Raw genomic sequence first — 26447 nt, forward strand, 5'->3', positions numbered from 1 at the left:
CGGGCCGCGGTTCGGACGGAAGCCCCCGCCGCCGACGTCCAGATCCGGTCTCAGTCCGCAGCCGCCGCCACCGCCTCGACCCGCCGAAGCACCCTCAGCAGGTTGCCGCCCATGATCTTGGCGATGTCGGCTTCGCTGAATCCTTCGCGGCGCAGGCGGGCGGTGATCCGCGGCAGCAGGCTCACATCCTCCATGCCGATGACGCCGCCGCCGCCGTCCCAATCGGCACCGAGGCCGACATGGTCGACGCCCATCACCGCGATCGCGTGCAGCAGGCTCCGCATGAACAGGTCGAAATCGGCCGTCGTATAAGGACGCCGGGCGTCCAGCGCGGCTCGGTCCCGCAGCAGCCGACGGCGCTCGTCCGCGTCGAGGCGTTCCCAATTTTCGTGCCGATCGTTGATCGCGTCGCGTTCGGGCGATCCGTCATAGGGTACCAGGAAGACACTGTTGATGAACATGACGCCGCCGGCGCGCGCCAATCGGCGCATCCGCGCGTCGTCGATGTTGCGCGGATGGTCGAAGATCGCCTTCGGCCCGGAATGAGATAGGACGATCGGAGCCCGGCTGAGCTCCAGCATCTGGTCGAAGACCGCGTCGGAGGAATGGCTGCCGTCGACGATCATGCCGAGACGGTTCATCTCCGCCACCCATCGACGACCGAGGGGCGAGAAGCCGTTCCAGCGCGCCTCGCCGGTCGTGCTGTCGGCCAGCTGGTTGGTGCGGCTGTGGACGGGGCCCGCCATCCGCACGCCGAGCCGGTGGAAGGTCTCGAGCAGCGAGAGATCCTCGCCGAGCGGCCAGCTATTCTCGATGCTGATGAAGCCGAAGCGGCGGCCTTCGGCATGCATCCGCACGGCATCCTCGGCATCGAGCGCGAGGCCGATTCGGTCCCGGTTCTCGCCGAGCACGCGATGGATGGCGGCGAGCCGAACCAGCGCGGCGTCGCGCGCCGCGCGAAAGCCCTCGGGCGTAACCTCCCCCTGAGAGGTGTAGATGACGAAGAAGCCGCCATCGAGTCCTCCGGCCGCCATTCGCGGCAGATCGGTCTGGCTTCCGTCCCACTCGTAGCGGTGCAGTTCGCCGAAATCCCATTCGCCGTCGTCCCAGCGCGCCGGAACGTCGAGGTGGGTATCGATCACGAGCATCTGTTCGTGGACGAGCCGATCCTCGGCGGTGACGTCGGTATCCGTCTGGGCCGAAGCGGGGACGGCGAGGACGAGAGGCAGAGCAAGGCAGGCGAGAAGGCGCATAAGCTGGATCCATCGGCTCGGGGAGGGTGGCCGCATTGAAGCCGCCGCTCGCGCAACGGTCAAGCAGGACGGGACCGCCGGTTCGGAACGCGGCTAGGCCGGCGGCGGATCGCCGATCCGGTCGAGCTGGTTCCGAAGCGCCTCGGCGGAATGGGCTTGGGCCTGGCCGATCATCTCCGCCTTGAGCTCGGCGACGCTGCCGAGGCGGTCCGAGCAGTCGTTGCAGACGATCGGCGCCTCGTCCGCCATCCCCGCCGGCAGGCTGTAATTGGCACTGCCGCAGGTGCCGCAGTGAACCTCGACCGATATGTCCAACGCCATAGCCGTCCGTTTCGCCATTGCCTTCCGTTTCGTCAGCCAAACGAGCCCGGGCGACGAACGATCCTGCTTCACGATCGATCCGGGACAGGTGCTTGTTCCCTCCCCTGGCCGGCAGCCATCCGGCCTTGCCTTTGGCAGCGCACGCGCGCACATCGCGCGCGCACATGAACGCCAGCCTGCACGCCATCGGCTCCAGCCGCACGCCGTCGCTCGACCCAATGGTCCAGCTCGTCGCTGCCGATCTCAACCAGGTCAATGCGGTGATCCTGGACCGGATGCAGAGCGAGGTCGCGCTCATCCCGGAACTGGCCGGCCATCTGATCGCCGGCGGGGGCAAGCGAATGCGGCCGATGCTGACGCTCGCTTGCGCGCGTCTGCTCGATTATCCCGGCATGCGCCATCACAAGCTCGCCGCCGCGGTCGAGTTCATCCACACGGCCACCCTGCTGCACGACGACGTCGTCGACGGCTCGGGGCTGCGCCGCGGCCGGCGCACCGCCAACATCATCTGGGGCAACCCGGCCAGCGTGCTGGTCGGCGACTTCCTGTTCGCCCGCGCCTTCGAGCTGATGGTCGAGGACGGCAGCCTCAAGGTCCTGCGCATCCTGTCGCGCGCATCGAGCGTCATCGCCGAGGGCGAAGTCAACCAGCTCACCGCCCAGCGGCAGGTCGAGACGAGCGAGGACCAATATCTCGACATCATCAGCGCGAAGACCGCCGCCTTGTTCGCCGCCGCCTGCCGCATCGCCGGCGTGGTCGCGGAGCGCGAGGAATCGGTCGAGGAGCATCTCGACGCTTATGGCCGCAACCTCGGAATCGCCTTCCAGCTCATCGACGACGCCATCGACTATGCCTCGGATTCGGCGACCATGGGCAAGGGCGTCGGCGACGATTTCCGCGACGGCAAGGTCACCCTGCCCGTTATCCTCGCTTATGCGAGGGGCTCCGACGCCGACCGCCGCTTCTGGCGCGAGGCGATGAGCGGAGGCCGCGTCGAGGACGAGGATCTCGCCGAGGCGACGCGCCTTCTCCGCGGCTCGGGCGCGCTCGACGACACTCTGGAGCGCGCGCGTCATTACGGTCAGCGGGCGATCGACGCGCTTGGCCCCTTCCCCGGAGGCCGGGCGAAGTCGGCGCTGATCGAAGCCGTCGAGTTCGCCATCGCGAGGGCATATTGAGCCTCCCGATCGAGAGCCTTCTTCCCGAGCTTCTCGATACCCTCTGCAGCCATAGCCGCGCCGTCCTGGTCGCGCCGCCGGGCGCCGGCAAGACGACCGCGGTCGCACCGGCCCTGCTCGACCAGAACTGGTGCACCGGCGAGATCCTGCTGCTGTCACCGCGCCGGCTCGCGGCGCGCGCGGCCGCCGAACGGATGGCCGAACTGGCGGGCGAGCGCACCGGCGGAACGATCGGCTATGCGACCCGCCTCGACAGCCGCCGATCGGCGAGGACGCGGATCCTCGTCCTCACCGAGGGCATCTTCCTCAAGCGGATCCAGGCCGATCCCGAACTGGCCGGTGTCTCCGCCGTGCTGTTCGACGAGGTGCACGAGCGCAGTCTCGATTCCGATTTCGGCCTGGCACTGGCGCTCGACGCCCAGTCGGCGCTCCGTCCGGACCTGCGGCTGATCGCCATGTCCGCGACGCTGGACGGCGGGCGCTTCTCGGAACTGATGGAAGGCGCGCCGCTGCTCGAGAGCAGCGGCCGATCCTTTCCGATCGACATCGTCCATCTCGGCCGCTCCCCGGAGAAGAGGATCGAGGAGGAGGTCGCTGCCGCCTGCCGGCGCGGGCTCGACGAGGCGGCAGGCAGCCTGCTCGCCTTCCTCCCCGGCGTCGCCGAGATCGAACGCACGGCAGAGCGGCTCGACCGGCTGCCGGCCGATGTCGACCTGCACCGGCTGCACGGAAGCCTCGACCCGGCAACCCAGCGTGCGGCGATCGCGCCGGCCGCGGCGGGCCGGCGCAAGCTCGTCCTCGCCACCTCGATCGCCGAGACCAGCCTCACCCTCGACGGGGTACGGATCGTCGTTGATTCCGGCCTGGCCCGCCGCCCCCGCTACGATCGTGCCGCCGGACTGACCCGTCTGGTGACCGAGCGGGCGAGCCAGGCGGCGGTTACCCAGCGCGCCGGCCGCGCCGGCCGGCAGGCGCCGGGGCGCGTCTATCGCCTGTGGGAGGAAGCGGCGACGCAGGCCCTGCCCCGCTTCGATCCGCCCGAGATCATCGAAGCCGACCTTTCGCCGCTCCTGCTCGATTGCGCGATCTGGGGGATCGCCGACCCGCGCCAGCTGCGCTGGCTCGATCCGCCGCCTGCGGCCGCTGTCGACGAGGCGCGCCGGAGGCTGATGGCGCTCGGCGCGCTCGGCGAGGACGGACGGCCGACGGCCCATGGCCGCCTCGTCGCGGCCCTGCCGCTGCCGCCAAGGCTCGGCCATATGCTGATCGAAGCGGACAGGAGAGGCTGGGGGACGACGGCGGCGGAAGCGGCCGTCCTGATCTCCGAGCGCGGCCTCGGCGGCAGCGACGCCGACCTGGACATCCGCCTGCAGCGCTGGAGGAGCGATCGCAGCCCGCGCGCGCAGGCGGCGCGGCGGCTGGCCGAGCGCTGGCTCGGCTTCCTTCCCTCGCCTCGCGGCGGGCACGGCGAGATCGGCGCGTGCATCGCTCTGGGATTCCCCGACCGGCTGTCGAAGCGGCGCGGCGCCGACGGCGTCGAATGGCTCAGCAGCGGTGGCCGCGGCTTCAGGCTCGACCCGGCCTCGCCGCTCGCGCGGGAGACCTGGCTCGCCGTGGCCGAGGTCAGCGGCGCGGCCGGCGGCGCGCGCATCCTCGCCGCGGCCGCGATCTCGCAGGAGCAGGTGGAGACCCTGTTCGCGGAGCGGATCGAGACCGGCGCGCAACTCGCTTTCGATCCGGCGAGTGGATCGGTCCGCGCATCGCACGGCCGCCGCCTCGGGGCGATCCTGCTTTCCGGCGGCCGCGACAGCCGGGTGGATCCGGCCGCGATCGAGGCGGCCCTGGTCCGGGCGGTGCTCGAGCATGGGCTGGACCTGCTCCCGTGGAGCGAGACCGCGCGCTCGCTGCGGGAACGCGCCGCCTTCGCCCGCCGACTCGACGAGTCGATCGCGGATCTCGGCGACGAAGCCCTGCTCGCCGACGCCGATTCCTGGCTTCCTTCGGTGCTCGGCGGCCGCCGCAGTTTTCGCGACGTCGATCCCCAGGCGCTGAACGGGACCCTCGAGGCGAGGCTCGGCTGGGAGGGACGAAAGCGGCTCGACCGGCTCGCGCCCGCGCAGCTGGAGACGCCTGCCGGCAGCCGGCACGCCATCGACTATCGCGCCGAAGCGGGACCGACGGTGACCGTCCGGGTCCAGGCCTTGTTCGGCACGACCCGGCACCCCGCAATCGGCGATGGGCGCGTGCCGCTCGTGCTTGCGCTGACCTCCCCGGCCGGGCGGCCGATCCAGACCACGCGCGACCTGCCCGGCTTCTGGCAGGGAAGCTGGGCCTCCGTCGCCAAGGAGATGCGGGGCCGTTACCCCAGGCATCCCTGGCCCGACGATCCCGCAGCGGCGGACCCGACCCTGCGCACCAAGAAGGCGGCCGCCCGCCGCTGAGCCGTCCGGGCGCGGACACTTACTGTCCGCAGGCGGACACGACGGCGCCCAACAGGTGGCGGGAATCGCCAAACCCTGGCGGCCCAGGAGCAGCGCCCGCGCCAACCCTCTAGCTAAGTATTTGAAATCGCGTCGGCGAGGTGTTTGGCACGCTTAATGCACCAATACAGCTGCGGACGGGCTCACCGCCCGCAAGTCGAGATTGATCAATGAAAGGAACCATCGAATGACCCGGACTTCTTTCCGCCTGAACCGCATCCTGGCCGCCTTCGCCGCCACTGCGCTGATGGCCGGCTCGGCCGCCCCCGCCTTCGCGGCCGCCAATAACAGCAACAGCAACAGCAGCCAGACCCAGGCGGCGAGCGCCGAGGCAGCGCCGCAATCCACTCAGGCGAGCCGCGGCGCCGGCAATCGCCGCATCTGCGTCGTCGGCGACTTCACCGGGTCTCGCCTGCAGCAGAGGGTCTGCAAGACCGAGCGGGAATGGGAAGCGGCGGGCGGCGTGCCGACCGCGGAATGACGTCGCCAGGGGGCGAATCGAACGGAGAGAAGGGAGGTGGTGCCGAGGGGATGGGCGCCACCTCCGATCGCCGTCGATCGTGACGAGGCCTTCCCGCGCAATCCTGGGTTCAGCTAGGGACCGCCACAGCCCGATGGGGGCCGGCGAAGGGAAAAGTGGATTTGACGTTCAAGGGCCGGCCGGTTCTGATTGGCTTCGTGCTGCTGGCGCTCCATCCGGCCGCAGCTTTGGCGCAGGCCGATCCTCCCGAGCGCGAGGAGAGCATCATCGTCTATGGCGACGATCCCTGTCCGCAGTCATCCGACCCGGAGGAGATCGTCGTGTGCGCGCGCAAGCCCGAGGAGGAGCGCTTCCGGATTCCGGAGCCGTTGCGCCGCTCCAGCCGCCCACCCGAGACCTCGTGGGGGACGCAGGCGGCGATGCTCGAGGACGCCCAGCGCGACACCCGCCCGAACAGCTGCTCGGTCGTCGGCAGCTACGGCCAGTCCGGCTGCACCCAGCAGATGCTGCGCGAGTGGGCCGCCGAACGGCGCGCCCGGCCCAGCCGCGGCTATTAGAGCGATCCCTCGTCGGATGGGCTCGTCCGGCGACAAGTAGGCCACATCTGGCAGTCCGAGCTTCGCCTCGGCCGGCCGAATGGCTCTGGCGCAGCCTTGCAGGACTGATGGCTGCCCCTGAGCCGGCCACCGCAGGCCGCGGCCGCCGCCGCCTGGATGTGATCAGGCGCTGAGGCGGTGCTGGATGCCGTGGACGAGCTCGCTCGCCCGGTCGAATTCCATCGGCCTGCCGAACAGATAGCCCTGGATCTGGTGACAGCCGAGATCCCGCATCCGGGTGAAGTCGTCGGCCGTCTCGACGCCCTCGGCAGTGACGGTCATTCGGAAGCTCTTCGCCAGCTGCACGATCGACTGGATGATCGCGACCGTCTCGCGATTTTCGGCCGCCTCGCGAACGAAGCTGCCGTCGATCTTGAGCTTGTGGAAAACGGCCTTGTTCAGGTAGCCGAGCGACGAATAGCCGGTGCCGAAATCGTCGAGAGCGATGCCGACGCCGAGCGCGCGCAGCCGTTTCAGGACGTCGAGGGCGTTCGCGGAATCGCCCATGAAGACCGATTCCGTCACCTCGAGCTCGAGCCGGTTGGGCTGCAGCCGGTGACGCCGGATCGATTCGTTCACGGTGTTGGGCAAGGCCGGGTAGATGAGCTGCTTGGCCGAGATGTTGACGGCGACCGTGACCTGCTCCGGCCAGCAGGCGGCGGCGCGGCAGGCCTCTTCGATCACCCAGTCGCCCAGTTCCATGATCAGACCGGATTCCTCGGCGAGCGTGATGAACTGGTTGGGCGGGACGATGCCGCGGGTCGGATGGTGCCAGCGGATCAGCGCCTCGAAGCCCATCAGGCTCTGGTCGGCGGCGCTGATCAGCGGCTGGTAGAGCAGCCGGAACTGGCCGGTCTGGATGCCCGCCTTCATGTCCTGCTCGAGGCGGAGCCGGTCCTCGGCCTCGTTCTGCATGTCGGCGTTGAAGAAGCAGCAGGTGCCGCGGCCCTTGGCCTTGGCCTGGTACAAGGCGAGGTCCGCCTTCTGGATGAGATCGTCGACGGTCTGGCCGTCGACCGGGCCGAACGCGCAGCCGATCGACACGCCGATCCGGATCTCGGCCTTGTCGAGATGATAGGGCTCGGCGATGGAGGCTATCACCCGCTCCGCAAGCGTCTCCACCGACCGCCGGCTCTGCGCATCCTTGATGACGATGGCGAACTCGTCGCCGCCCATCCGGCCGACATGGCCGAACGAGCCGACCTCGCGCACGAGCCGCTGCGACACGCTCTTGAGCACCGCGTCGCCCTTGGGATGGCCGAAGGTGTCGTTGACCGGCTTGAAGCCGTCGAGGTCGAGAAACATGATCGCGCAGGGCGTCGAGCCGCCGCTCGACCCGGACAGCGCCTCGCCGAGCAGCTGGCGCACGCGGCCGCGATTGGGCAGGCCGGAGAGCACGTCCATGTTGGCGAGGTTGGTCAGCCGCTCCTGGGTCTTCCTCACCTCGGTAATATCCTGGCCGACGCCGCGGAAGCCCTGGAACTGACCGGTGACGTCGACGATCGGATCGCCTGCCAGGCTGATCCAGCGCGTGCCGCGACGGGTCTTGAGCTCCATCTCCAGGTTAGAGAAAGGCTGGCGTGCGAGCAGGGTCCGGCCGAGGGCGCTGCTGCCGCCCAGCGCCGCCGGCAGCGAATGGCCGATCAGCTGGGTTGTCGACCGGCCGAGCAAAGCGGTCATCCGCGACGAGATGTAGACGACGCGGTTCTCGGCATCGACCTGCCACAGCCAGCCGACGCCGCGATGCTCATATTCCTTGAGCAGGAGCCGGATCGATTCGGCCTGGGTCGTGGTACGGGCGATCGCCTTCAGCTGACCGAACGTCCAGCGGGTGAGCAGCGAGACGCTGAACGCGCCGGCGCCGGCCACCAGCAGGAAGGCAAGGCCGATCTTGAGGTCGAGCGAGCCGCCGCCGAGCAGGTAGGCGACGCACAGGCAGGCGGTCAGAGTGGCGATCCAGGCGATCGCCGCGGCGGGAATGGCCGCCAGCGCGATCGCGGTCGTGATCATCGCCGCCATGGCGCCGCCGATCACCACCTGGACGAGCGCGGCCTGGGTCGCGAAGGCATAAGTGGGCAGCGCCGACCAGAGCAGAGCGAGCCCGACCGCCTCGGCGATCGCGGCCCATCGCGATCCCGGCCGGGCGGTGCGGCTGCTGCCCAAGGCGGCCGCATCGCGCGAGCGCCGGAAGCAGACCCAGTTGGCGAAGGTGACGAGCGCCACCCAGCCGACGACGAGCTCGATCCGTTCCGAGCCGATCAGCGCCCACGCTGCGATGAGCGCCGCCAGCACGGCGGTGATGGCGAAGAAAGGCGCGAACAACGCCCGCGCTTCGACCTGGCGATTGTGGAGGTGCGCCGCCCGCAGGCGCTCATTGGAAGCGTCGAAGGCGAGCGTGTCGATACCGACATCCGCCGCCTCTTCTCGAATGGGTTCGGCATCGGGGGAGACGGGGGCCTGATACATGTACATCCATGCCGATCGGGAAGTGGTGCTCCCTCGTACAGGCAGAGGTTTGATGGATCGTTAAGCAACGACCGGCGGCCACGACAAATTCGTGGCGCGTCACGGGCTTAATCTGGATCAGTCGCCGCTTGCAGGATGCGATCGACACTGGCCGTCGTCACCGGATGATAGCCCTTGCGCGCCCGCGCATAGAGCCGCTCCGCAATCGGGCGGCCCCAGTCGCCTTCGCCGACCAGGGTCTCGAACAGGGGCGACACGAACTTGCGCCGGCCCATGCCGAGCAGGAACCGCTCGGCGGCAGGCACGGCCGGCTCGTAGCGGTTGGCCAGCGCCAGCTGCAGCCAGGCGAACAGCACCTCCGAATTGCCGCTTTGCGAAAGATCGAAGGCGCGATCGAGCGCGCCCAGACGCTCGATTGAAAGGTCGCGCGGCAGGGCGTTGACGAAGCGGATCCGCTCCGCCGTGTTCCAGCCGGCATAAGGCAGATCGGTCTCGCTGCCGCCGGCGGCATAGGCGCGGACCGCGCGATCGACCTCGGCGAAGGCGGCCGGATCGGGGCGCGCGGCATTGGCGGGCAGGCCGGGCCGGTAGACCCAGTCGTCGAGGGCAAGAGCGCTTTCCAGGCCCGCATCGCCGCGAACCAGATGCTCGCGAAGATCCCCGAGGAAACGCGCCGACGTCATCGGCTGGAAGGCATGGCGGTCGAAATAGCCGCGCAGATAGGAATCGAACCGTTGCCTGCCGACTGCACGCTCGATCGTCCGCAGGAAGATGGCGCCCTTGTCGTAGACGATGCCGCTGGCGCCATCGCCTTCGTCGCCGGGATTGTGCAGTCGCGTTCCCGGCGCGTCCGGGCCGAGCTCGGCGAGCGCCCGCTCCATCTCGTCCCAGCTCAAGGCCGCCTCCTGCGCGGCGCGTTCCTCGCCGTACAGCGCCTCCATGATCCTGTTCTCGAAATAGGTGGTGAAGCCTTCGTTGAGCCAGCCGTCGGCCCAGACCGCGTTGGTGACGAGATTGCCCGACCAGCTGTGGGCAAGCTCGTGCGCGACGGTGCCGACCAGCGACTTGTCGCCGGCAATGAGGGTCGGGGTCAGGAAGGTGAGCGTCGGATTCTCCATGCCGCCATAGGGAAAGGCCGGCGGCAGGACGATCATGTCGTAGCGGCCCCAGCGATAGGGGCCGTAGAGCGCCTCGGCCGCCTCCATCATCCGCTCCGTATCGGCAAGCTCGCGCGCCGCCGCCTCCAGCATGGCGGGCTCGGTCCAGACCCCGGTACGGGGGCCGAGCGGGCGGAAGGCGAGGTCGCCGGCGGCGATCGCGATGAGATAGGGCGCGACCGGCCGGTCCATCCGGAACCGGAAGGCCCGCCGCCCCGCTCCCGCGGGCCCCTCGGCTCCGCTCGGGACGGGCTCGCCTTCCGGGGTCAGCCGCTCGCCCGACATCACCACCGTGAGCGGCTCGGGCGCGGTGATCCGGGCCTCCCACGTCTGGCGGATGCCGGGGCTGTCCTGGGTCGGGATCCAGGTCCGATTGAGGATCGATTGGCCCTGGCTGAACAGATAGGGATGGCGCTTGCCGGCGGTCTGGGCCGGGCTCAGCCATTGCAGCGCATCGGCCTCGGGCGCCGAGCGGTAGCGGATGACGATTCGGCGGGTGTCGCCGAGGCGGACGGTGAGCGGCTGCCCGCGCCTCGCGTCGCCTTCGCCCAAGCTCCAGGGCAGTGGCCGGCCGTCCGCATCGAAGATGCCCTCGATCTCGAGACCCTTGCTGTCGAGGACGATCTCTTCCGCGGCCGCTACCGCCTCGATATCGAGCGTCGCGGTTCCGCTCAGCCGCTTAGCCTCGAAATCGGCGTCGAGATCGAGCGCGACATGGACGACCCGGGCGATCTCGGGACGCGCGAAGCTGCTGTCGTCGCGAGCGTCGTCGCCGGTCAGGACCGGCGCGACCGGCCGATCGCCGGAAGCTTGGCCGAGCTCGCGCGGCCCGCTGCTGCAGGCGGCGAGGACGAGGCAGACGGCAGCGATGAGACGATGCATGAACTTGCTCCACGAGGTTGGGCCGCCGTTAGTCCAAAAGCCGTGGTGACGAAAGCCGCCGGGGTCGAAACAGCGCTCTGGATCGAGGGACGGCGCGATCCTATGTCATTACCGGCGCTTGCCTTTCCCCGTTCCATCGGCCTGGCGGGGGGAAAGTCCGGCGGCAATCCGTGGCTCCCCTGCACCGGCTCGCCATCGCGGCCGACTTCTGGCAGATTGTCGACGAAGGCAAGAATGACGATGCGCCCCCGCGTCCTCTCCCCCACCATCGCGCTCGCGGCGGCCTTGCTCGCGGGCTGCACGACCGTATCGGCCGAGTACGCCCGCGATCCCGAACTCGACCGCCAGGCGCTGGCCACGGCCGCCTCGCAGGTCCGCCGCTGCTATCGCACCCCGCGCGTGAGCTTCGCCGGCCGGCAGATCGTCACGCGATTGCGCGTCCGGGTGACCGCGGACGGTCAGGTGGCCGGTCTGCCCGCCGTCGTCGAGCAGATGGGCGTCAATCCGGACAACCAGCCTTATGCCGGACGGATGGCCGCGGCGGCGATCGGCGCCGTGATGCGCTGCGCCCCGCTCCAGCTTCCCGCCGCCTTCCTCCAGGCGGACGGCGCCGAATTCGACCTGACCTTCAGTCCGCTGGCCCGGGGCTAGCCCACCTCAAAGCGCAGGACGCCTTCCATGACGGTGACGCATCGGCCGCCGAGAATCACACGGTCGCCGGCGAGGCGGCCGGTGAGGCGGCCGCCTCGCCGGCTCGCCTGGAAAGCGGTGAGGCCGTCGCGGCCCAGCCGCTCGGCCCAATAAGGCACGATCACGGCATGGGCGGAGCCGGTAACCGGGTCCTCGTCGATCCCTGCCCCGGTGGCGAAGACGCGGCTCACCATGTCCGCGTCGCGGCCGCGGGCGGTGACGATCGTCAGGACGTCGCCTTCCTCGGCCAGTCCCCGGAAATCGGGCCGGACGGCCAGCACTTCCTCTTCGCTTTCGACGACGACGACGCCGTAGCGGTGAGGATGCCACAAGGTCTCGACGGCGCGGCAGCCGAGCGCCGCGACGATCTCCGGCAGGGGGCGCGGCTCCGGCTTCCAGGCCGGCAGCGACATCTCATAGCCCTGGCCGGCAGGATCGCGCGACACCTCCAGCAGCCCGGCACGGCGGGTGCGGAACCGCACCCGTTCGCCGCCGATCAGGACATGGCCGCTGGCGAGCGTGGCATGGCCGCACAGCACCACCTCGGTGGTCGGCGTGAACCAGCGCAGCTCGTAATCGGCATCGCCCGTGGCCGGGATGGTGAAGGCGGTCTCGCTGAGATTGTTCTCCATCGCGATCGCCTGGAGGGTCTCGTCCGGCAGCCAGTCGTCGAGCGGCATCACCGCCGCCGGATTGCCGGTGAACGGGCGGTCGGCGAAGGCGTCCACCTGGACGAGACGCAGCTCGGTCATTCTCGAAGTCCTTCCGTTTCGTCGCGTTCGGCCAGAGGATCGTCCGGCCGATCGACCTGTCCTTCCGGATCGAGGTGGATCAGCACCTCGACGCCGGGAAACTCGCGCGCGAGATCCGCCTCGATCTCCTCCATGACGTCGTGGGCGCGCGCGACCGTCATCTGCGGGTCCACCCACATGTGGAACTGGGCGAATTCGTGAGCGCCGCTGGTCCGGGTGCGGAAGTCGTGGATGCCCCGTCCCTCCGGATGGCGGGCGGCGACGGCGACGAAGGCCCGCCGGCGCGCGTCGGGCCACTCCTTGTCCATCAGCTGGTCGAGGGCATGGCTCGAGGCGCGCCAGGCGCCGATCAGCAGCCAGGCGGCGATGCCAAGGCCGAACAGCGGGTCGGCGCCGGCGAAGCCGAGAAACTGGTCGAGGACGAGCGCCGCGACGACCGCGAGGTTGAGCAGGAGATCGCTCTGATAATGAAGCCGGTCGGTGCCGATCGCCACCGAGCCGGTGCGCCGCACGACCGAGCCCTGATAGGCGACCAGCGCCAAGGTGGCGGCGATGGCGACCAGGGAGACGCCGATGCCATATTCGGCGTGGCTGGTCTCCGCGCCCTGCATCAGGCGCTCGACGGCGCGCCAGCCGATGGCGAAGGCGGATACGGTGATGATCCCGACCTGGACGAAGGCGGCGATCGATTCCGCCTTGCCGTGACCGAAGCGGTGATCGTGGTCCGCCGGCATGGCCGCCACCCGGACGCCGAACAGGGTGATGAGCGAAGCGGCGACGTCGAGTGCGGTGTCGGCGAGCGAGCCGAGCATCGCCACCGATCCGGTCTTCCACACCGCGAAGAGCTTGAGCGCGAGCAGCAGGAAGGCGACCGCGACGCTGGCGAGCGCCGCCCGCGCCGTCAGCGAGGCATGCGCGTCATGCCGCGCATCGGTCATGGATAGAGCAGGCTTTCCGCCCACCCGCCGGCGGTGCGGGTGAAAAGGCGGCGCTCGTGCAGCCGATGCGCGCGGTCGATCCAGAACTCGATCCGCTCGGGCGCGATCCGGTAGCCCCACCAATGCGGCGGCCGCGGCACATCCCGGCCCTCATAGTCGGTGACGAGCGCCTGGTAGCGGCTCTCGAAAACGCTGCGCCCGGCCATCGGGCGGGACTGATCCGACGCCCAGGCGCCGAGCTGCGATTCACGCCCGCGGGTGGCGAAATAGGCGTCGGCCTCCGTGTCCGTCACCGGCGCGACCGGCCCCTCGATGCGGACCTGCCGGCGCAGCGCCTTCCAGTGGAACAGCATGGCGGCGCGCGGGTTGGCGGCGAGCTCACCGCCCTTGCGGCTGCGGCTGTTGGTGTAGAAGACGAAGCCGCGATCGTCGTGCCCCTTCATCAGCACCATGCGCACGGAGGGCGCACCGTCGGCATCGGCGGTGGCCAATGCCACCGCCTCCGGATCATTGGGCTCGGACAGCCTCGCCTCCGCGAACCATTCGTCGAAAAGCGCGTGCGGATCGGCAGTCATGCGGCCGATCTACCGGGACGCGGGCGCCGGGTCGAGTGCCGGCCGGTCCGGCCGCCGCCATCCGAGCCCGAGCAGTGGGCGGAGCGGCCCGAGCCGCAGCGCCAGCGCATAGGCCAGCCAGCATCCGGCGGCGGTCGCCGCGATCAGCAGCGGCGCCTCAAGCCAGACCGGCAGGCGCAGCGCCTTGAGATGGTGGCCGACGACGACGATGACCGTCTGGTGGGCGATGTAGAAGGGGAAAACGGCGACGGTCAGCGTCCGCAGCAGCCGGCTGTCGCGGTTCAGGTGGAGCGCTCCGAAGCCGAGCAGGGCGACGATCGCCGCCCATTGGTCGACGGCATAGACGATCCGCATCAGCCCGCGCAGCGCCTCGGGGGGCACGGCCCCTTCGGCCCGCCAGGCCCAGGCATAGGCCGCAAAGGCGATATAGGCAGCGGCGAAGAGCCAGAGCGCCTTCCAGCGCAGCCGGACGAACGCCTGGACCGCCCGTCCGTCCTTCGCCACCAGGAAGCCGATCAGGAAGGCGGCGAAGGAGACGGCATGATTGTACCAGTCTCCGACCAGCGCGTGGGTGATCTCGAACCGCGGCAACAGGATGAGACGGGCGGCGGCGAGGTAGAGGATCGGCAGGACCATCAGCGCCCAGTCGGGCAGCGCGCCGATCCGCTCTCCGAGCCGCGAAAGCGGGGCGCGCAGGAAGGCCAGCAGCGCCGCGAGAAGGAGCGTGTAGACGAGCAGATAGACGACGAACCAGAGATGGTTCCAGGTCGGCAGGGCCAGACAGTCCTCGCCACGGCAGAAGCTACCGTCGGCGGCGAGATAGCGGCCCCAGAAATCGAGATAGCTGCCGGAATAGCCGAGTTTCTCGACGACCTCGTAATAGCTTTGCGGCGGCACGATCAGGATCATGCCGGCCAGGAGCGGCAGGAACAGGCGCAGGGTGCGCCTGCCGGCGAGGGTCGCGACTGCCATCTTGTCGGCCATGAACCGGGTCGCCGCCCCGGAAACGAGGAAAAGCAAGGTGAGCCGCCAAGGGTTGGTAAGCAGCATCAGCGGCTCGATCGCGTGGCCGGAATGATCGCTCTTCACGTGCCAGTCCCAGGTCACGTAGAACATGCCGACATGATAGAGGATCAGCAGGCCGAAGGCGCCGACGCGCAGCCAATCGAGATAGACCAGGCGGCTTGGCGAGGGGGCAGGATGGTTCATGGCTTGGGCTCCGCAGGACGGTTACGCCCGCAAGGCTGCCCGCGCCCTTCGCGGCGGCGCAACCGCCCCGGGGCGGGCGGCCGCCCTCTGGTGACGATCGGAACGAGACGGTGACGAGCGGCATCCTAGGCGGGACGAGCGGCCCGGCGCTGCCGCCGCATTGGCGGGTCGCCTATGTGATCATCGCGGTCTCGATGGTGCTGATCGGCACGGTGAACGTGCTGAGCGTGCTCGACGAGCGCAGCTGGATGGGCCGGCCGATCGACTGGTGGGAGCCCGCCGTGTGGGAGGGGTCGAGCGGGATCGTGCTGCTCGCCCTCGCCTGGATTCCCGGCCGCGCGGTGCACGCCTTTCCGCCTTATGGGCCGAAGGCCGCTCGCCATCTCGCCATCCACGTCGCGCTCACGATCGGCTTCTCGCTCGCCCATGTTGCGCTGATGATCGTGCTTCGCCACGGCGCCTACATGCTTGCCGGAGAGCGCTATGCGTTCGGGTCCGATTGGGACCCCTGGCTGTACGAGTATCGCAAGGACTTCATCTCCTACGGCCTCTATGCCGGCATCTTCTGGCTGGCCGCCCGGGTGATGGGCGACCGCCCGCCGACGCTGGCGGATCCGGGCGCCGGTCCCGCGCCCGATGAGGCGGGCATCGTCATCGACGAGGGCCAGCGGGTGCTCAAGGTCGCGCCGCCAGAGGTGCTCGCCGCCCGATCGAGCGGCAATTATGTCGAATATTGGCTGGCCGACGGCCGGCGGCCGCTGATGCGGGCGACTCTCGCCGGCGCGGAGGAGGCCCTGGCCTCGAAGGGGTTCGTGCGCACCCATCGTTCCTGGCTGGTCAATGCGCGCCACGTCGCCGCGATCGAGGCCGAAGGCTCCGGCGATTATGGCCTCACCCTCACCGACGGCAGCCGTATCCCGCTATCTCGCCGCTACCGGCCGGCGCTCGAGACGCTTCGCCGCCGCTGATCCCTTGCCGAAGCGGCGGCGCTGCACCATTTCAACGCATGTTGCCGACCGGCAACAGTGGACTTTTCGAGCAGGGTGAAGAAGGAACCGGCATGGCCGATCTCTATTCCACGCTCGGTGTGGCGCGCGGCGCGAGCGAAGCCGATATCAAGAAGGCGTATCGCAAGCTCGCCAAGGAGCTGCACCCCGACCGCAATCGCGACAATCCCAAGGCGTCGGAGCGCTTCTCCAAGGTCACCCAGGCTTACGACATCCTGACCGACAAGGACAGGCGCGCGCGCTACGACCGCGGCGAGATCGACGAGGACGGCAATCCGCGCTCGCCCTTCGGCTACGGCACCGGCGGCGAGGGGCCGCAGTCGGGTCCGGGCGGCTTCCGCCGCAGCACCAACGGCATGGATTTCGACCTCGGCAGCGGCGAGACCGCCGACCTGTCGGACCTGTTCGAAGGCCTGTTCGGCGGTAACGGCAAGCGCGGCCGAAGCGGGGGGTTCGGCGGGTTCGGCCGGCGCAGCCCGCCGCCGCAGAAGGGCGCCGACGCCGCCTATCGGCTCGAGGTGCCGTTCGAGGATGCCGCCGCCCTGAAGCCGCAGCGGGTCCAGATGGGCAGCGGCAAGACGCTCGACATCAAGCTTCCCCCCGGCGTCGAGGACGGCACCCGGATCCGTCTGGCCGGCCAGGGCCAGGCAGGGCCGGCCGGCCATGGCGACGCGATCGTCACCATCGCGATCAAGCCGCACCGCTTCTTCCGCCGCGATGGCGACCATATCCGCCTCGACCTGCCGGTAGCGATCGACGAGGCGGTGCTCGGGGCGAAGGTGCGGGTGCCGACGGTGGACGGAGCGGTCATGCTGAGCATTCCGAAGGGATCGAGCTCGGGCAAGGTCCTCCGGCTCAAGGGCAAGGGATTCACCGCCCGGGACGGCACGCGGGGGGACCAGCTCGTCACCCTGATGGTCGACCTGCCCGCCGACGATGCCGAGCTCTCGTCCTTCCTCGAAGGCTGGAGCGGCAAGGGGCGGGGAAACCCCCGCAAGGGCCTGGGAGTATAGGCTCCGCAACAGCAACGGAGACCGATCCAGCCCGTGCGTGACCTCTCACCCGAATCGCCGGAAGCCCGGCGCAAACGGCTCGCCAAGACCAAGGCGCGGCTCGGAACGTTCAGGCACTCCTTCCGGGCCGGGTCGCGATCCTGGGAAGTGACCAAGCGGGTGGCGATCGGCGTCTATTCCGACGGATTCATCCACGCCGGAAACCTCGCCTACCTCGCCTTGCTCTCGATCTTCCCGTTCGTCATCGTCGCCGCGGCGGTGGCGCGGCTGTTCGGATCGACCGCGGAGGGCATGAGCGCGGTCAATGCCCTGCTTTCGACGATGCCGCCCGACGTCGCCGACGTGTTGCGGCGGCCGATCCGGGACGTGCTCGAAGCCCGCTCCGGCAACCTGCTCTGGCTGGGCGCGCTCGTCGGCCTGTGGAGCACCGGCAGCTTCATCGAGACGATTCGCGACATCATCCGCCGCGCCTACGGCGTCACCTACAGCCGTCCTTTCTGGGAATATCGGCTGGGATCCGCCGGCATGGTCATCGCTTCGGTGATCATCGCGATGATGGCCTTCGCGCTTTCCGTCTTCCTCTCCAGCATCCAGCAATTCGCCGTCGGCCTCATCCCCGGCGCCGACGATCTGGTCGGCCTCCTCACGCTGCTGCGGGTCGTGCCGGCACTCGTCCTGTTCGGATCGCTCTACGTCCTGTTCTACGTGCTGACGCCGAAGCGCTACCGCAGCGGCTGCCCGAAATGGCCCGGGGCCGCCTTCGTCACGGGCTGGTGGGTGCTGACGACGGCGTTGCTGCCCATGGCGCTGTCGACCCTCGGCGGCTACGATCTCACCTACGGCAGCCTCGCCGGTGTGATCATCGCCTTGCTCTTCTTCTTCGTCATCGGCCTCGGCCTGGTCATCGGCGCGGAGCTGAACGCCGCGCTTGCGGAGACGCCGGAGCCCAGCCAAGAGGACGTCGTCGCGGCCGTGACCGAGGAAGCAGCCGAGGAAGCGGAGAAGAAGGCCGAAGAGAAGGTGGAACAGGAGGAAGAATGAGCGGCTTGATGCAAGGCAAGCGCGGGCTCATCATGGGCCTCGCCAACGATCGCTCGCTCGCCTGGGGCATCTCCAAGGCGCTGGCGGCGCACGGCGCGGAGCTCGCCTTCACCTATCAGGGCGACGCGCTGGAGCGACGGGTGCGGCCGCTCGCCGAGCAGCTCGGCGCCGATTTCCTGATCGAATGCGACGTCGCCGACATGGCCAATCTCGACCGGGCGTTCGAGACCCTGGCCGAGCGCTGGGAGGCGATCGACTTCCTCGTCCACGCGATCGGCTTTTCCGACAAGAACGAGCTTCGCGGCAAATTCTTCGACACCAGCCTCGACAATTTCCTGCTGACGATGAACGTCTCGGCCTACAGCCTCGTGGCGGTGACCCGGCGAGCCCGCGCGATGATGCCGAACGGCGGCAGCATCCTCACCCTGTCCTATTACGGCGCCGAGAAGGTCGTGCCCCATTACAACGTCATGGGCGTCGCCAAGGCGGCGCTCGAGACCAGCGTCAAATATCTGGCGATGGACCTGGGCCCCGAGAATATCCGGATCAACGCCATCTCAGCGGGCCCGATCAAGACGCTGGCGGCGAGCGGGATCGGCGACTTCCGCTACATCCTCAAGTGGAACGAGCTGAATTCGCCGCTGCGCCGCAACGTCACCATCGAGGATGTCGGCGGCGGCGCGCTCTATCTGCTCTCCGACCTTGCTTCCGGCGTGACCGGCGAGATCCACCATATCGACGGCGGCTACAACGTCATCGGCATGAAGGCGGAGGACGCGCCGGACATCGCGCTCGCCTGAGGCGAGCATGGCCGGTCGCGCCAAGAGGCTGCGCATCCACGGCCGGGTCCAGGGCGTCTTCTACCGCGCCTGGACGGTCGAGACGGCGCGCGGCCTCGGGCTCGCCGGATGGGTCCGCAACCGGGCGGACGGGACGGTCGAGTTGGTCGCCCGCGGCGAGGCCGAGGCGATCGAGCGGCTGATCGCTTTGTGCCGGGAAGGGCCGCCGGCGGCGCGGGTCGAGCGGATCGTAGTGGAGGCGGCGCCGGACGAGCCGGCGCCGGAGCCGTTCGAGAAGAGACCGACGGCCTGAGGCGGCGGGCGAGCGAATATAATAATCGAATCTAATCGCCTCCGGGGCGGTTCACAGCGTCTCGGACATTGAACGCTTGACTTTGTTCTCCTTTTGTGCCAGTTTCCGAAATAGTAGAGGTCCGAACCGCGCCCGGGGCTGCCCGATGGCGGGCGGTATCGGTATGCGTCCGGGAGGACATCTTCCGAGTGGGTAAGTGCGCGGGCGCTGCAGGACGTTGCGGGGCTGCCTGATGTGCGACGGCCGACGCTGCGGCCGGCTCGAGCACGGCTTTTTCCCACGCGAAGGCGCGAAGGCGCGAAGGAAGTCTCGGCCCCTTCCCCGTCATCCCAGCGAAAGCTGGGATCTCCCTGACTTTCTGAAGAAAAACGAGATCCTGGCGTTCGCCAGGATGACGAAGGGGGCGCGGGCCTAGCCCCCTCTCGGTCATTCCGGCGGAAGCCGGAACCCACGAACACGGGGCAGGCAGGCGGACACGGCGGTGCACATCCACAAAGAGCGGTGTTCGTGGGTACCGGCCCTTCGGCCCGCTCAGGACAGGCTTTCGCCGGATGACGCCTTTTTGGTGGCCCTTCGCGCCTTCGCGGCTTCGATCAAAGGGAGCGGCCGCGCGCACCTTAGGGTTCGGAAGGGCGCCCCTCGCCACACAGCATTCACGAGAAAGGACAGAGCATGGCCAAGGCACAAAGGGGGCGGCCCAAGGGGGCGCGCAACCAGGTCACCAACGAGGCGAAGGCGGCGATCCTCGAGGCGTTCGAGAAGCTCGGCGGGGTCGATCGGCTGGTGAAATGGGTGGAGAAGAGCGAGGGCAACGAGACGCTCTACTGGACGAAGATCTTCCCCAAGCTGCTGCCGCGCCAGCCGGTCGAGGCGCCGCCGGCCCCCGAGGAGCTGCCGCCGGTCAAGGGCGCCCTGATCTGGCGGACGCCGGCCTGGGCGAAGGCGGCGCAGAAGAAGAGCCAGCTTCGCGCCGGCACGGCCAAGGCGGCGGCGACGACGCCGCGCCCCAAGGCGGAGGCGCGGGCCAAGACGGCGGAGGAAAAGCTCGCCGAGATACCCTGCGGATGGGACGATTATTAGACCAAGCGAGGCAAACTCCCCCTCCGTGCTCACCGGGGATTTGGAGGAACGCGGCGGTCGCATGAATTCCTCTCATGCCTCTCCCGAAATAACGTCCTTTGCGCCTGCGCCGCACGATCTCTACCCCTCCGACACTGCCGAGCAAGCGCAAGGAGGGGCCGGGTGCGACGAGAGCTCAGGCGTGCAGCCTTGGCCGGTGCTGTCGCCTGGAGCGCGGTCGTCTCGGCCCAACCGGATGCCGGGCGACTTCCATCGCCTCCGGGCACCGAGCCCCGGAACGACGACATCGTGGTGGAGGGCCGCAGGCGAGGCACGACCAGGACGATCGAGGGCACCGTCCATGACGTCCGCGACAATCCTGCCGCCGGCGCGGGAAGCGCGGCCGACATGTTGAACACCATCCCCTCGGTCAATGTCTCGCCCGATGGCGCGGTGACGGTCCGCGGCAACGGTAATGTCCAAGTCTATATCGACGGCCGCCCCTCGGCGGCGCTGAGCGGGGAGAATCTGGCCGCGTCGCTGCAATCGATGGCCGGCGGTTCGATCGCCAGCGCCGAGGTCATCACCAATCCATCGGCCCGTTTCGATTCCAACGGCGGCGCGATCATCAACCTCGTACTGAACCGGGCGCGCGACGACGGCCTGAGCGGCACCGTCACCGCCAATGCCGGCGACCATCGCCGCGCCAACGCCGCGTTCAACGGCACCTATCGTGAAGCGGAATTGTCGGCGAGCCTGAGCGCGAGCCTGCGCGACGACGTACGCTTCACCCATATCTTCGACGTCCGGCGACGGCTCAGCGCCTCCGGATCGGAGACCGGTCGCTCCGTTTCCCGCTCCCGCTACACCCCCACCCATGCGCGCTCGGCGAATGTGCGCGCCTCGATCGGCTACCAGCCGACCGACGCGACCGAGCTCGGCGCCGACCTTGTCGTCACCGCCGGTAGCCCGACGAACCGGGTCGATGAGCGACGCCTGGATTACCGGGCTGACGGCGAGCCGCTGTCCGTCCAGAACCGTGTGCGTGGCGGGACCTATGTCCAGAACAGCAGCGAGATTTCGGCTTATTATCAGCGGCGCGGATCCCCGACGAGCGCAAGCCTGAAGCTTGCGGTCCAGCACGGCACGACCGGCCTCCGCTCCAACCGGACATTCTCGACGACCAGGCTCTTTCCGGTTCCAGACCGGACCTTCGAACGCGTCCTGAACCGGACCGAGAGCCGGACGGACCGGCTGGCGCTGGATTATGAAAGGCCGATGGGCCGCGCATTGCGCCTGAGCGTCGGTTCCGAGTGGAAGCGCGAGCGCAACCGCTACCACAACCAACGCGATCTCGAGGAAGGCTCGCGCGATACGGCGGTCGATCCGGTCGCCCCGAGCCTTTTCGAAGGCGTGCAGCGTACCGCCGCCGGCTATGTCACCCTCCAGGCGCTATCAGGCTCATGGACCCTCCAGGTCGGCGCTCGGATGGAGCAGATCGCCATCGACACCGGCCTTTCCGCCGATGCCGTCCGCCGCCTCAGACACCTTTCCGGCGTGAATCAGAGCGCCGCCATCGCGCGCACGTTCGGCGACGATCAAATGGTCGTGCGATATTCGCGGACCCTCCAGCGCATCGACACCAGGGACCTCAACCCTGCTATCGTCTATATCGATGCCCAGAACTGGCGCGCCGGCAATCCCTCTCTCCTGCCCCAGCGGGTAACGGCGATCGAGGCCGAATATGCCTTCCACCGCGGATCGATCGACGGGTCTGCGACACTCTATTACCGCCGGACCGACGACACGATCGCCCCTCGCTCCGAGTTCCTCGACGACAATGTCCTGTTGACCACAGCGCGGAACGGCGGCCGTTCGCACTCGGCCGGGATCGAGGCGACCGCGAGCCACGGCATCGGAGACGGCCTCCGATACAGCCTGACCGGCAATCTGTTTCGTGCCGATCTATCGGCCCTGGACCCGAGCGGGCTCGTCGACGCCTCGAGTCTTTCCTGGTCGCTGCAAGGCTCGCTCGACTGGGCGGTCACGCCGGCCGATCGCCTCCGCCTGGACGGGAACGTTCAGGGACCTGGCCTCGTCCCGCAGGGTCGCCGATCAGGCACCGGCGCCCTGAACCTGGTGTGGCGGCACACGCTTTCCCCCGACCTCAGCCTGTCGCTGACCGCGCAGGGCATCCTGCTGGACACCCGCGTTCGCACGTCAATCAGGACGGCAGCGGCGATCCAGCTGGTCGAGCGGCAGAGCGGCGGGCGGGCGTTCCTCGTCGGCCTCTCGTGGAAGATCAGGTAGGACATCCCGGCGTCGGGAGGAGCAGACGCGGTTCAACGCCCGCGGCGGTCCTGGACCGTCACGAAAGGATGATGGTCGCCGGCGAGGATGTTCTTCTCCTCGGCGCGGAACATGCGGTGCTGCTTGAGGACCAGCTCCTGCGGCCGCCAGTCGCGGTCGCGCTCCTTGTCGGCGAGATCGCGGTCGATGACGACGTAGCGCGCGAAGACGCCGCGCGGCAGGTTCTCGAGGACGCGCATCCGGTCACCGCGGTCGAGATTGGTGGCGTCGAGAACGGCGAGCGCGCCCGCCTCCAGGCGCGCGCGGATCAGTCCGTGGGCGAGCTTCCAGACACGGGCGAGCGCCTCGGGCGAATGGCCGAGATCGCCGTAGAGCTGCATCCTCAGGGCGTCGGTCGAGATGACCTCGTGGGACAAATAGTGCCGCTCGGCATAGGTCGACTTGCCGGCGCCGCAGGGACCGACGAGCATGTGGAGCAGGGTCTGGCCGGCATAGGGGCTCGCGCCGGGCTCGTCGGGCGCACATTGGAGGGTGACGATGCCGTGGTCTCGCCACATCTTCACCACCTGCGGGCGATCGTCGACGACGAGAACGGGCTCGTAGCCGTCGTCGAGGATGCGCTGGAGCATGTCGCGCTTGACAAGATGGTCCGAGCGCATGTCGCCCTCGGCGCGCATGTAGATCGCGCTGTAGGGGATGTCGTGGGCGGCGAGCCAGTCGAGCGTGGTCTGCCGCCAGTCCGGCCGCGCCGGGCGAGCAGTGACGATCAGCACCGCGTCGACATCGCGCCGGTCCTGGGCGTTGTGATGGAGCATCCTCGCCAGGCGGGCGATCGGCTCGACCGGGCTGTCGTCGATCATGTCGCGGAAAAAGGCGTTCCAGTCCTTCTCGCCGTCGAGATGGTGGAGGCGATGGGCGACGTCGGCCAGGGTGCCGTCGATGTCGAAGATCACGGCGCGCATGACAGGCCTTCCCGGAGCTGGTTGGCGACGACCGGTCCGTCCATCCAGTGGCGGTCTGTCTGGACATGTCCGCGCCGCACCCATTTGGCGACCGCGGCGAAGAAGCGGCCGGAATCGCCCGGTCCGTCCGGATAGGGGATGCGGTCGGCGATGCGGACGACGAAGCCCTCCTGGCAGAGCGGATCGATGGACGAGGCGATCCCGGCGAGAGCCTTCTCGCTGAAGGCGCCGTCGTAAAGGACGGGGACCGGCGGGATGTCGAGCAGCTCGAACATCTCGAGGGTCGCATCCCAGTCGAGAAGGTCGTTCGACGCGTCCCAGATGCCGAAACCGAGGAAGTAGCCGGGAAGCGCGTTCCCGAGCTCCCGCGTATAGGCGACGGAGTGACGGGCGAACATGTACTCGCCCGAGATCCGCCAGCCCTCCGGTATGTCGTGCGCCTTGCGCGCATGGTGTGCCTTCATCCAGTCGCGCGAGGGATGATGGCGCCCGTCCGGCGAGCGCGGATAAGTCCTGACGCGCGTCATCGTCGTGCCCTCGCCGTCCATCTTTTCGGTGACGACGATGCGCCGCCCGACGAACGGCTCCAGGCTGGGGAGGCGGCGATCGTCATTCTGCAGGCCGGGCGAGCCGGGCAGATGATAAGTGCGCGGATATTTGAGATCGGTCGTCATTATGCCCCCGGTCCGGGGGTTAAGGGGCGCGGCTGAACGGAGCCTGACAGGCCTCCCCCGTCCCTGCGAAGGCCGGGGCTTTCATCGGCGGGCTATCCGTGCCGCCGGCCGATCAAGGTCCCCTTGGTGCCGCTCTTGTCGAGGCGGAAGTCGAAATCGGGGCGAAGCTTGCGCCAGCGGCGGGCGACGACGCGCTCGCCGGGGCGCGCGGCATCGTCGAGCATGACCGTGCCGCCGGGGGCGATGTGGTCGAACAATGAGGCGGCGGCGCCGCGGGTGAGCGGGTGAATCGTCCAGGGCGGACCGTCGATCAGCATCAGGTCGATATTGTTGGGCAACGGGCCGTGATCGTACCACAGGCCGGGCCAGCCGTCGGGCGAGGGCGCCAGCGGCGCCGATCGCAGTTCGGCCTCAAGGCCGTAATCGTCAAGCCACTGGCGGGTCGCGTCGACGAAGTCGGGATGCTGGTCGAAGCTGATCAGGGTGCCGCCGCCGGCGAGCTTGAGGGCGCGGGCCAGCACCAGCGTCGAAGCGCCGGTGCCGAACTCGACCACCAGCCGCGGCTTGTGCTCGAGGATGTGCTCGACGAGCAGCCGCAGCAGGCCGGTATCGGCCTTCCAGCTGCCGAGATAGGGCAAGGCGTCGTGCGGCAGGTCCAGCCGGTCGAGCAGGGCATGCTTCTCGGCGAGCGTGCCGCCATGGAGGCTGCGTAGCAGCCATGGCCACTGGATGGCGCCGAAGGCCAGCACCGCCGCCCAGACGGAGGCGGAACGTGTATATTCGCCGATGACGGCCGTGTCGGCGCGTGGCAGCAGGCTGGTGGCTTCGCGTGTGGTCATGCTTCCCGTCTGTTACGCCAAGGGAACGTCAATCCGCAAACGGATCGCGAACGAGAATCGTATCTTCCCGTTCCGGGCTGGTGGACACCAAAGCGACGGGGCAAGCGATCAGTTCCTCGATGCGGCGGATGTACTTGATCGCCTGAGCGGGGAGCTGCGCCCAGCTGCGGGCGCCGGCCGTCGACTCGCGCCATCCCGGGATCGTCTCGTAGATCGGCTCGACCGATGCCTGGTCGGCGGCATGGGCGGGCAGATGATCGAGCCGCTCGCCAGCCAGGGAATAACCGGTGCAAATGCGGATCTCGTCGAGCCCGTCGAGCACGTCGAGCTTGGTCAATGCGATCCCGGTCACGCCCGACACGGCCATCGACTGGCGGACCAGAACGGCGTCGAACCAGCCGCAGCGGCGCTTGCGCCCCGTCACGGTGCCGAATTCGTGCCCGCGCTCGCCCAGGCGGCGGCCGATCTCGTCGTCGAGCTCCGTCGGAAACGGCCCCGAGCCGACGCGGGTGGTATAGGCCTTGACGATGCCGAGCACGAAACCGGCGGCGGAAGGACCGAGGCCGGTGCCGCCGGCGGCGGTTCCGGCGATGGTGTTGGACGAGGTCACGAACGGATAGGTACCGTGATCGACGTCGAGCAGGACGCCCTGCGCCCCTTCGAACAGGATCCGGTCGCCCGCGAGCCGCGACTTGTTCAGGTCGATCCAGACCGGCGCCGCGAACTGGAGGACGAAATCGGCGATCTCGCCAAGGTCCGCCTCGAGCCGCTGGCGGTCGATCGGCGGCTCGCCGAAGCCGGCGCGCAGCGCGTCATGATGGGCGCAAAGCCGGTCGAGCTGGGGACCGAGCTGGCCGAGATGGGCGAGATCGCAGACGCGGATGGCGCGGCGGCCGACCTTGTCCTCGTAAGCGGGGCCGATCCCCCGCCGGGTGGTGCCGATCTTGCCGGCACCGCTGGCATCCTCGCGAAGCGCATCGAGATCACGATGGAACGGCAGGATGAGCGGACAGGTGTCGGCGATGCGCAGGATGTCGGGCGTGATCGCCACGCCCTGCTCCCGAAGCCGGCCGACCTCGTCGCGCAGCGCCCAGGGATCCAGCACAACGCCATTGCCGATCACCGAAAGCTTGCCCCGGACGATGCCGGACGGAAGCAGCGACAATTTATAGGTCTGATCGCCGATGACCAAAGTGTGACCGGCATTGTGACCGCCCTGGAAACGGACGACGACATCGGCGCGGCTGGAGAGCCAATCGACGATCTTGCCCTTGCCCTCGTCGCCCCATTGGCCGCCGATCACGGTGACGTTCGCCAAGACGCATCCTTCTTCGATGAGACGGGCCGCCTCTAGGATGCGCCATTCTCCGCGTCCAGCGGCTTGCGGCGGCGTGAGCCGATCGTTGTTTTAGGTTAATGAAACCTCCGCTCCGGCGGGGGCGTTCAAGGTCCAAGATTCTCTCAGAGGAGGA

General features: G+C 68.8%; 24 protein-coding genes. 12 read left to right on the forward strand and 12 right to left on the reverse strand.

Annotated features, from left to right (window positions below; genetic code table 11):
• Positions 1 to 50: 50 nt before the first annotated feature.
• Positions 51 to 1253, reverse strand: a complete 1203-nt coding sequence (locus tag DDE10_RS10405; protein ID WP_114952718.1) for a dipeptidase — start codon at positions 1251 to 1253, stop codon at positions 51 to 53.
• Positions 1254 to 1346: 93 nt separating this feature from the next.
• Positions 1347 to 1592, reverse strand: a complete 246-nt coding sequence (locus DDE10_RS10410) for a hypothetical protein (protein WP_162806539.1) — start codon at positions 1590 to 1592, stop codon at positions 1347 to 1349.
• A 146-nt stretch (positions 1593 to 1738) separates the two neighbouring features.
• Between DDE10_RS10410 and DDE10_RS23785 the strand changes: the two genes are divergently transcribed.
• From DDE10_RS23785 to DDE10_RS10425, 4 genes are all read left to right on the forward strand, one after another.
• Positions 1739 to 2752 (forward strand): polyprenyl synthetase family protein, encoded by a 1014-nt coding sequence (locus tag DDE10_RS23785; protein WP_284734577.1) that lies wholly within the window; start codon positions 1739 to 1741, stop codon positions 2750 to 2752.
• Positions 2746 to 5193 (forward strand): ATP-dependent helicase HrpB, encoded by a 2448-nt coding sequence (gene hrpB / locus DDE10_RS10415; RefSeq protein WP_284734619.1) that lies wholly within the window; start codon positions 2746 to 2748, stop codon positions 5191 to 5193. The genes DDE10_RS23785 and hrpB overlap by 7 nt, the downstream gene beginning before the upstream one ends.
• 226 nt (positions 5194 to 5419) lie before the next feature.
• Positions 5420 to 5713, forward strand: coding sequence for a hypothetical protein (locus DDE10_RS10420; protein WP_114952720.1), 294 nt, complete (start codon positions 5420 to 5422; stop codon positions 5711 to 5713).
• A gap of 161 nt (positions 5714 to 5874) precedes the next feature.
• The gene (locus DDE10_RS10425) at positions 5875 to 6270 is read left to right on the forward strand and encodes a hypothetical protein (RefSeq protein ID WP_284734578.1); all 396 of its coding nucleotides are present in this window, start codon (positions 5875 to 5877) and stop codon (positions 6268 to 6270) included.
• A 162-nt stretch (positions 6271 to 6432) separates the two neighbouring features.
• Here DDE10_RS10425 and DDE10_RS10430 read toward each other — a convergent pair whose 3' ends face one another.
• Positions 6433 to 8775, reverse strand: a complete 2343-nt coding sequence (locus DDE10_RS10430; RefSeq protein ID WP_162806540.1) for a putative bifunctional diguanylate cyclase/phosphodiesterase — start codon at positions 8773 to 8775, stop codon at positions 6433 to 6435.
• Positions 8776 to 8882: 107 nt separating this feature from the next.
• On the reverse strand, positions 8883 to 10814 hold the full coding sequence (locus DDE10_RS10435; RefSeq protein ID WP_114952723.1) for a M1 family metallopeptidase: 1932 nt from the start codon (positions 10812 to 10814) through the stop codon (positions 8883 to 8885).
• A 234-nt stretch (positions 10815 to 11048) separates the two neighbouring features.
• Here DDE10_RS10435 and DDE10_RS10440 point away from each other — a divergent pair, with 234 nt between their 5' ends.
• Entirely contained in the window at positions 11049 to 11465 is a 417-nt protein-coding gene (locus DDE10_RS10440; protein WP_114952724.1) for a hypothetical protein, read from the forward strand.
• Here DDE10_RS10440 and DDE10_RS10445 read toward each other — a convergent pair.
• From DDE10_RS10445 to DDE10_RS10460, 4 genes are read right to left on the reverse strand one after another with little or no spacing between them, the layout of a single operon-like run.
• A complete protein-coding gene (locus DDE10_RS10445) occupies positions 11462 to 12256 on the reverse strand; it encodes a PhzF family phenazine biosynthesis protein (protein ID WP_114952725.1) in 795 nt (264 codons plus the stop codon). The two genes, DDE10_RS10440 and DDE10_RS10445, sit on opposite strands and share 4 nt — an antisense overlap.
• Positions 12253 to 13194, reverse strand: a complete 942-nt coding sequence (locus DDE10_RS10450; protein WP_114952726.1) for a cation diffusion facilitator family transporter — start codon at positions 13192 to 13194, stop codon at positions 12253 to 12255. The genes DDE10_RS10445 and DDE10_RS10450 overlap by 4 nt, the downstream gene beginning before the upstream one ends.
• Positions 13191 to 13769 carry a pyridoxamine 5'-phosphate oxidase gene (gene pdxH / locus DDE10_RS10455; protein WP_114952727.1) on the reverse strand — a complete coding sequence of 193 codons (579 nt, stop codon included), beginning with the start codon at positions 13767 to 13769 and terminating at the stop codon, positions 13191 to 13193. Before pdxH ends, DDE10_RS10450 begins: the two co-directional genes overlap by 4 nt.
• Positions 13770 to 13778: 9 nt before the next feature.
• Complete coding sequence (locus DDE10_RS10460; protein ID WP_114952728.1) at positions 13779 to 14978, reverse strand: acyltransferase family protein; 1200 nt, start codon at positions 14976 to 14978, stop codon at positions 13779 to 13781.
• A gap of 110 nt (positions 14979 to 15088) precedes the next feature.
• On the opposite strand from DDE10_RS10460, the gene DDE10_RS10465 reads away from it, so the two are divergent.
• The 7 genes from DDE10_RS10465 (at position 15089) to DDE10_RS10495 (ending at position 22500) form a co-directional block, all read left to right on the forward strand.
• Entirely contained in the window at positions 15089 to 15946 is an 858-nt protein-coding gene (locus tag DDE10_RS10465; RefSeq protein ID WP_114952729.1) for a LytTR family DNA-binding domain-containing protein, read from the forward strand.
• A gap of 92 nt (positions 15947 to 16038) precedes the next feature.
• Positions 16039 to 16998 carry a DnaJ C-terminal domain-containing protein gene (locus DDE10_RS10470; protein ID WP_114952730.1) on the forward strand — a complete coding sequence of 320 codons (960 nt, stop codon included), beginning with the start codon at positions 16039 to 16041 and terminating at the stop codon, positions 16996 to 16998.
• Positions 16999 to 17031: 33 nt separating this feature from the next.
• Positions 17032 to 18039, forward strand: coding sequence for a YihY/virulence factor BrkB family protein (locus tag DDE10_RS10475; RefSeq protein WP_114952731.1), 1008 nt, complete (start codon positions 17032 to 17034; stop codon positions 18037 to 18039).
• Positions 18036 to 18839: an enoyl-ACP reductase FabI gene (fabI, locus tag DDE10_RS10480; RefSeq protein ID WP_114952732.1), complete on the forward strand. Its 804-nt coding sequence runs from the start codon at positions 18036 to 18038 to the stop codon at positions 18837 to 18839. Before DDE10_RS10475 ends, fabI begins: the two co-directional genes overlap by 4 nt.
• 7 nt (positions 18840 to 18846) lie before the next feature.
• A complete protein-coding gene (locus DDE10_RS10485; RefSeq protein ID WP_114952733.1) occupies positions 18847 to 19131 on the forward strand; it encodes an acylphosphatase in 285 nt (94 codons plus the stop codon).
• Between the two features lie 672 nt (positions 19132 to 19803).
• Positions 19804 to 20211 (forward strand): hypothetical protein, encoded by a 408-nt coding sequence (locus DDE10_RS10490; RefSeq protein WP_114952734.1) that lies wholly within the window; start codon positions 19804 to 19806, stop codon positions 20209 to 20211.
• 189 nt (positions 20212 to 20400) lie between these two features.
• Positions 20401 to 22500, forward strand: a complete 2100-nt coding sequence (locus DDE10_RS10495) for a TonB-dependent receptor (RefSeq protein ID WP_114952735.1) — start codon at positions 20401 to 20403, stop codon at positions 22498 to 22500.
• Positions 22501 to 22532: 32 nt separating this feature from the next.
• Here DDE10_RS10495 and DDE10_RS10500 read toward each other — a convergent pair whose 3' ends face one another.
• The 4 genes from DDE10_RS10500 to DDE10_RS10515 form a co-directional block, all read right to left on the reverse strand.
• A complete protein-coding gene (locus DDE10_RS10500; protein ID WP_162806541.1) occupies positions 22533 to 23462 on the reverse strand; it encodes a phosphatase domain-containing protein in 930 nt (309 codons plus the stop codon).
• Positions 23450 to 24136: an RNA ligase family protein gene (locus tag DDE10_RS10505; protein WP_114952737.1), complete on the reverse strand. Its 687-nt coding sequence runs from the start codon at positions 24134 to 24136 to the stop codon at positions 23450 to 23452. The genes DDE10_RS10500 and DDE10_RS10505 overlap by 13 nt, the downstream gene beginning before the upstream one ends.
• Before the next feature lie 92 nt (positions 24137 to 24228).
• Positions 24229 to 24975: a class I SAM-dependent methyltransferase gene (locus DDE10_RS10510; protein ID WP_114952738.1), complete on the reverse strand. Its 747-nt coding sequence runs from the start codon at positions 24973 to 24975 to the stop codon at positions 24229 to 24231.
• Between the two features lie 28 nt (positions 24976 to 25003).
• Positions 25004 to 26293, reverse strand: coding sequence for an adenylosuccinate synthase (locus DDE10_RS10515; RefSeq protein WP_114952739.1), 1290 nt, complete (start codon positions 26291 to 26293; stop codon positions 25004 to 25006).
• Between the last annotated feature and the right edge of the window lie 154 nt (positions 26294 to 26447).

Source organism: Sphingosinicella terrae (assembly GCF_003347635.1).
GTDB classification, from domain to species: Bacteria; Pseudomonadota; Alphaproteobacteria; order Sphingomonadales; family Sphingomonadaceae; genus Allosphingosinicella; species Allosphingosinicella terrae.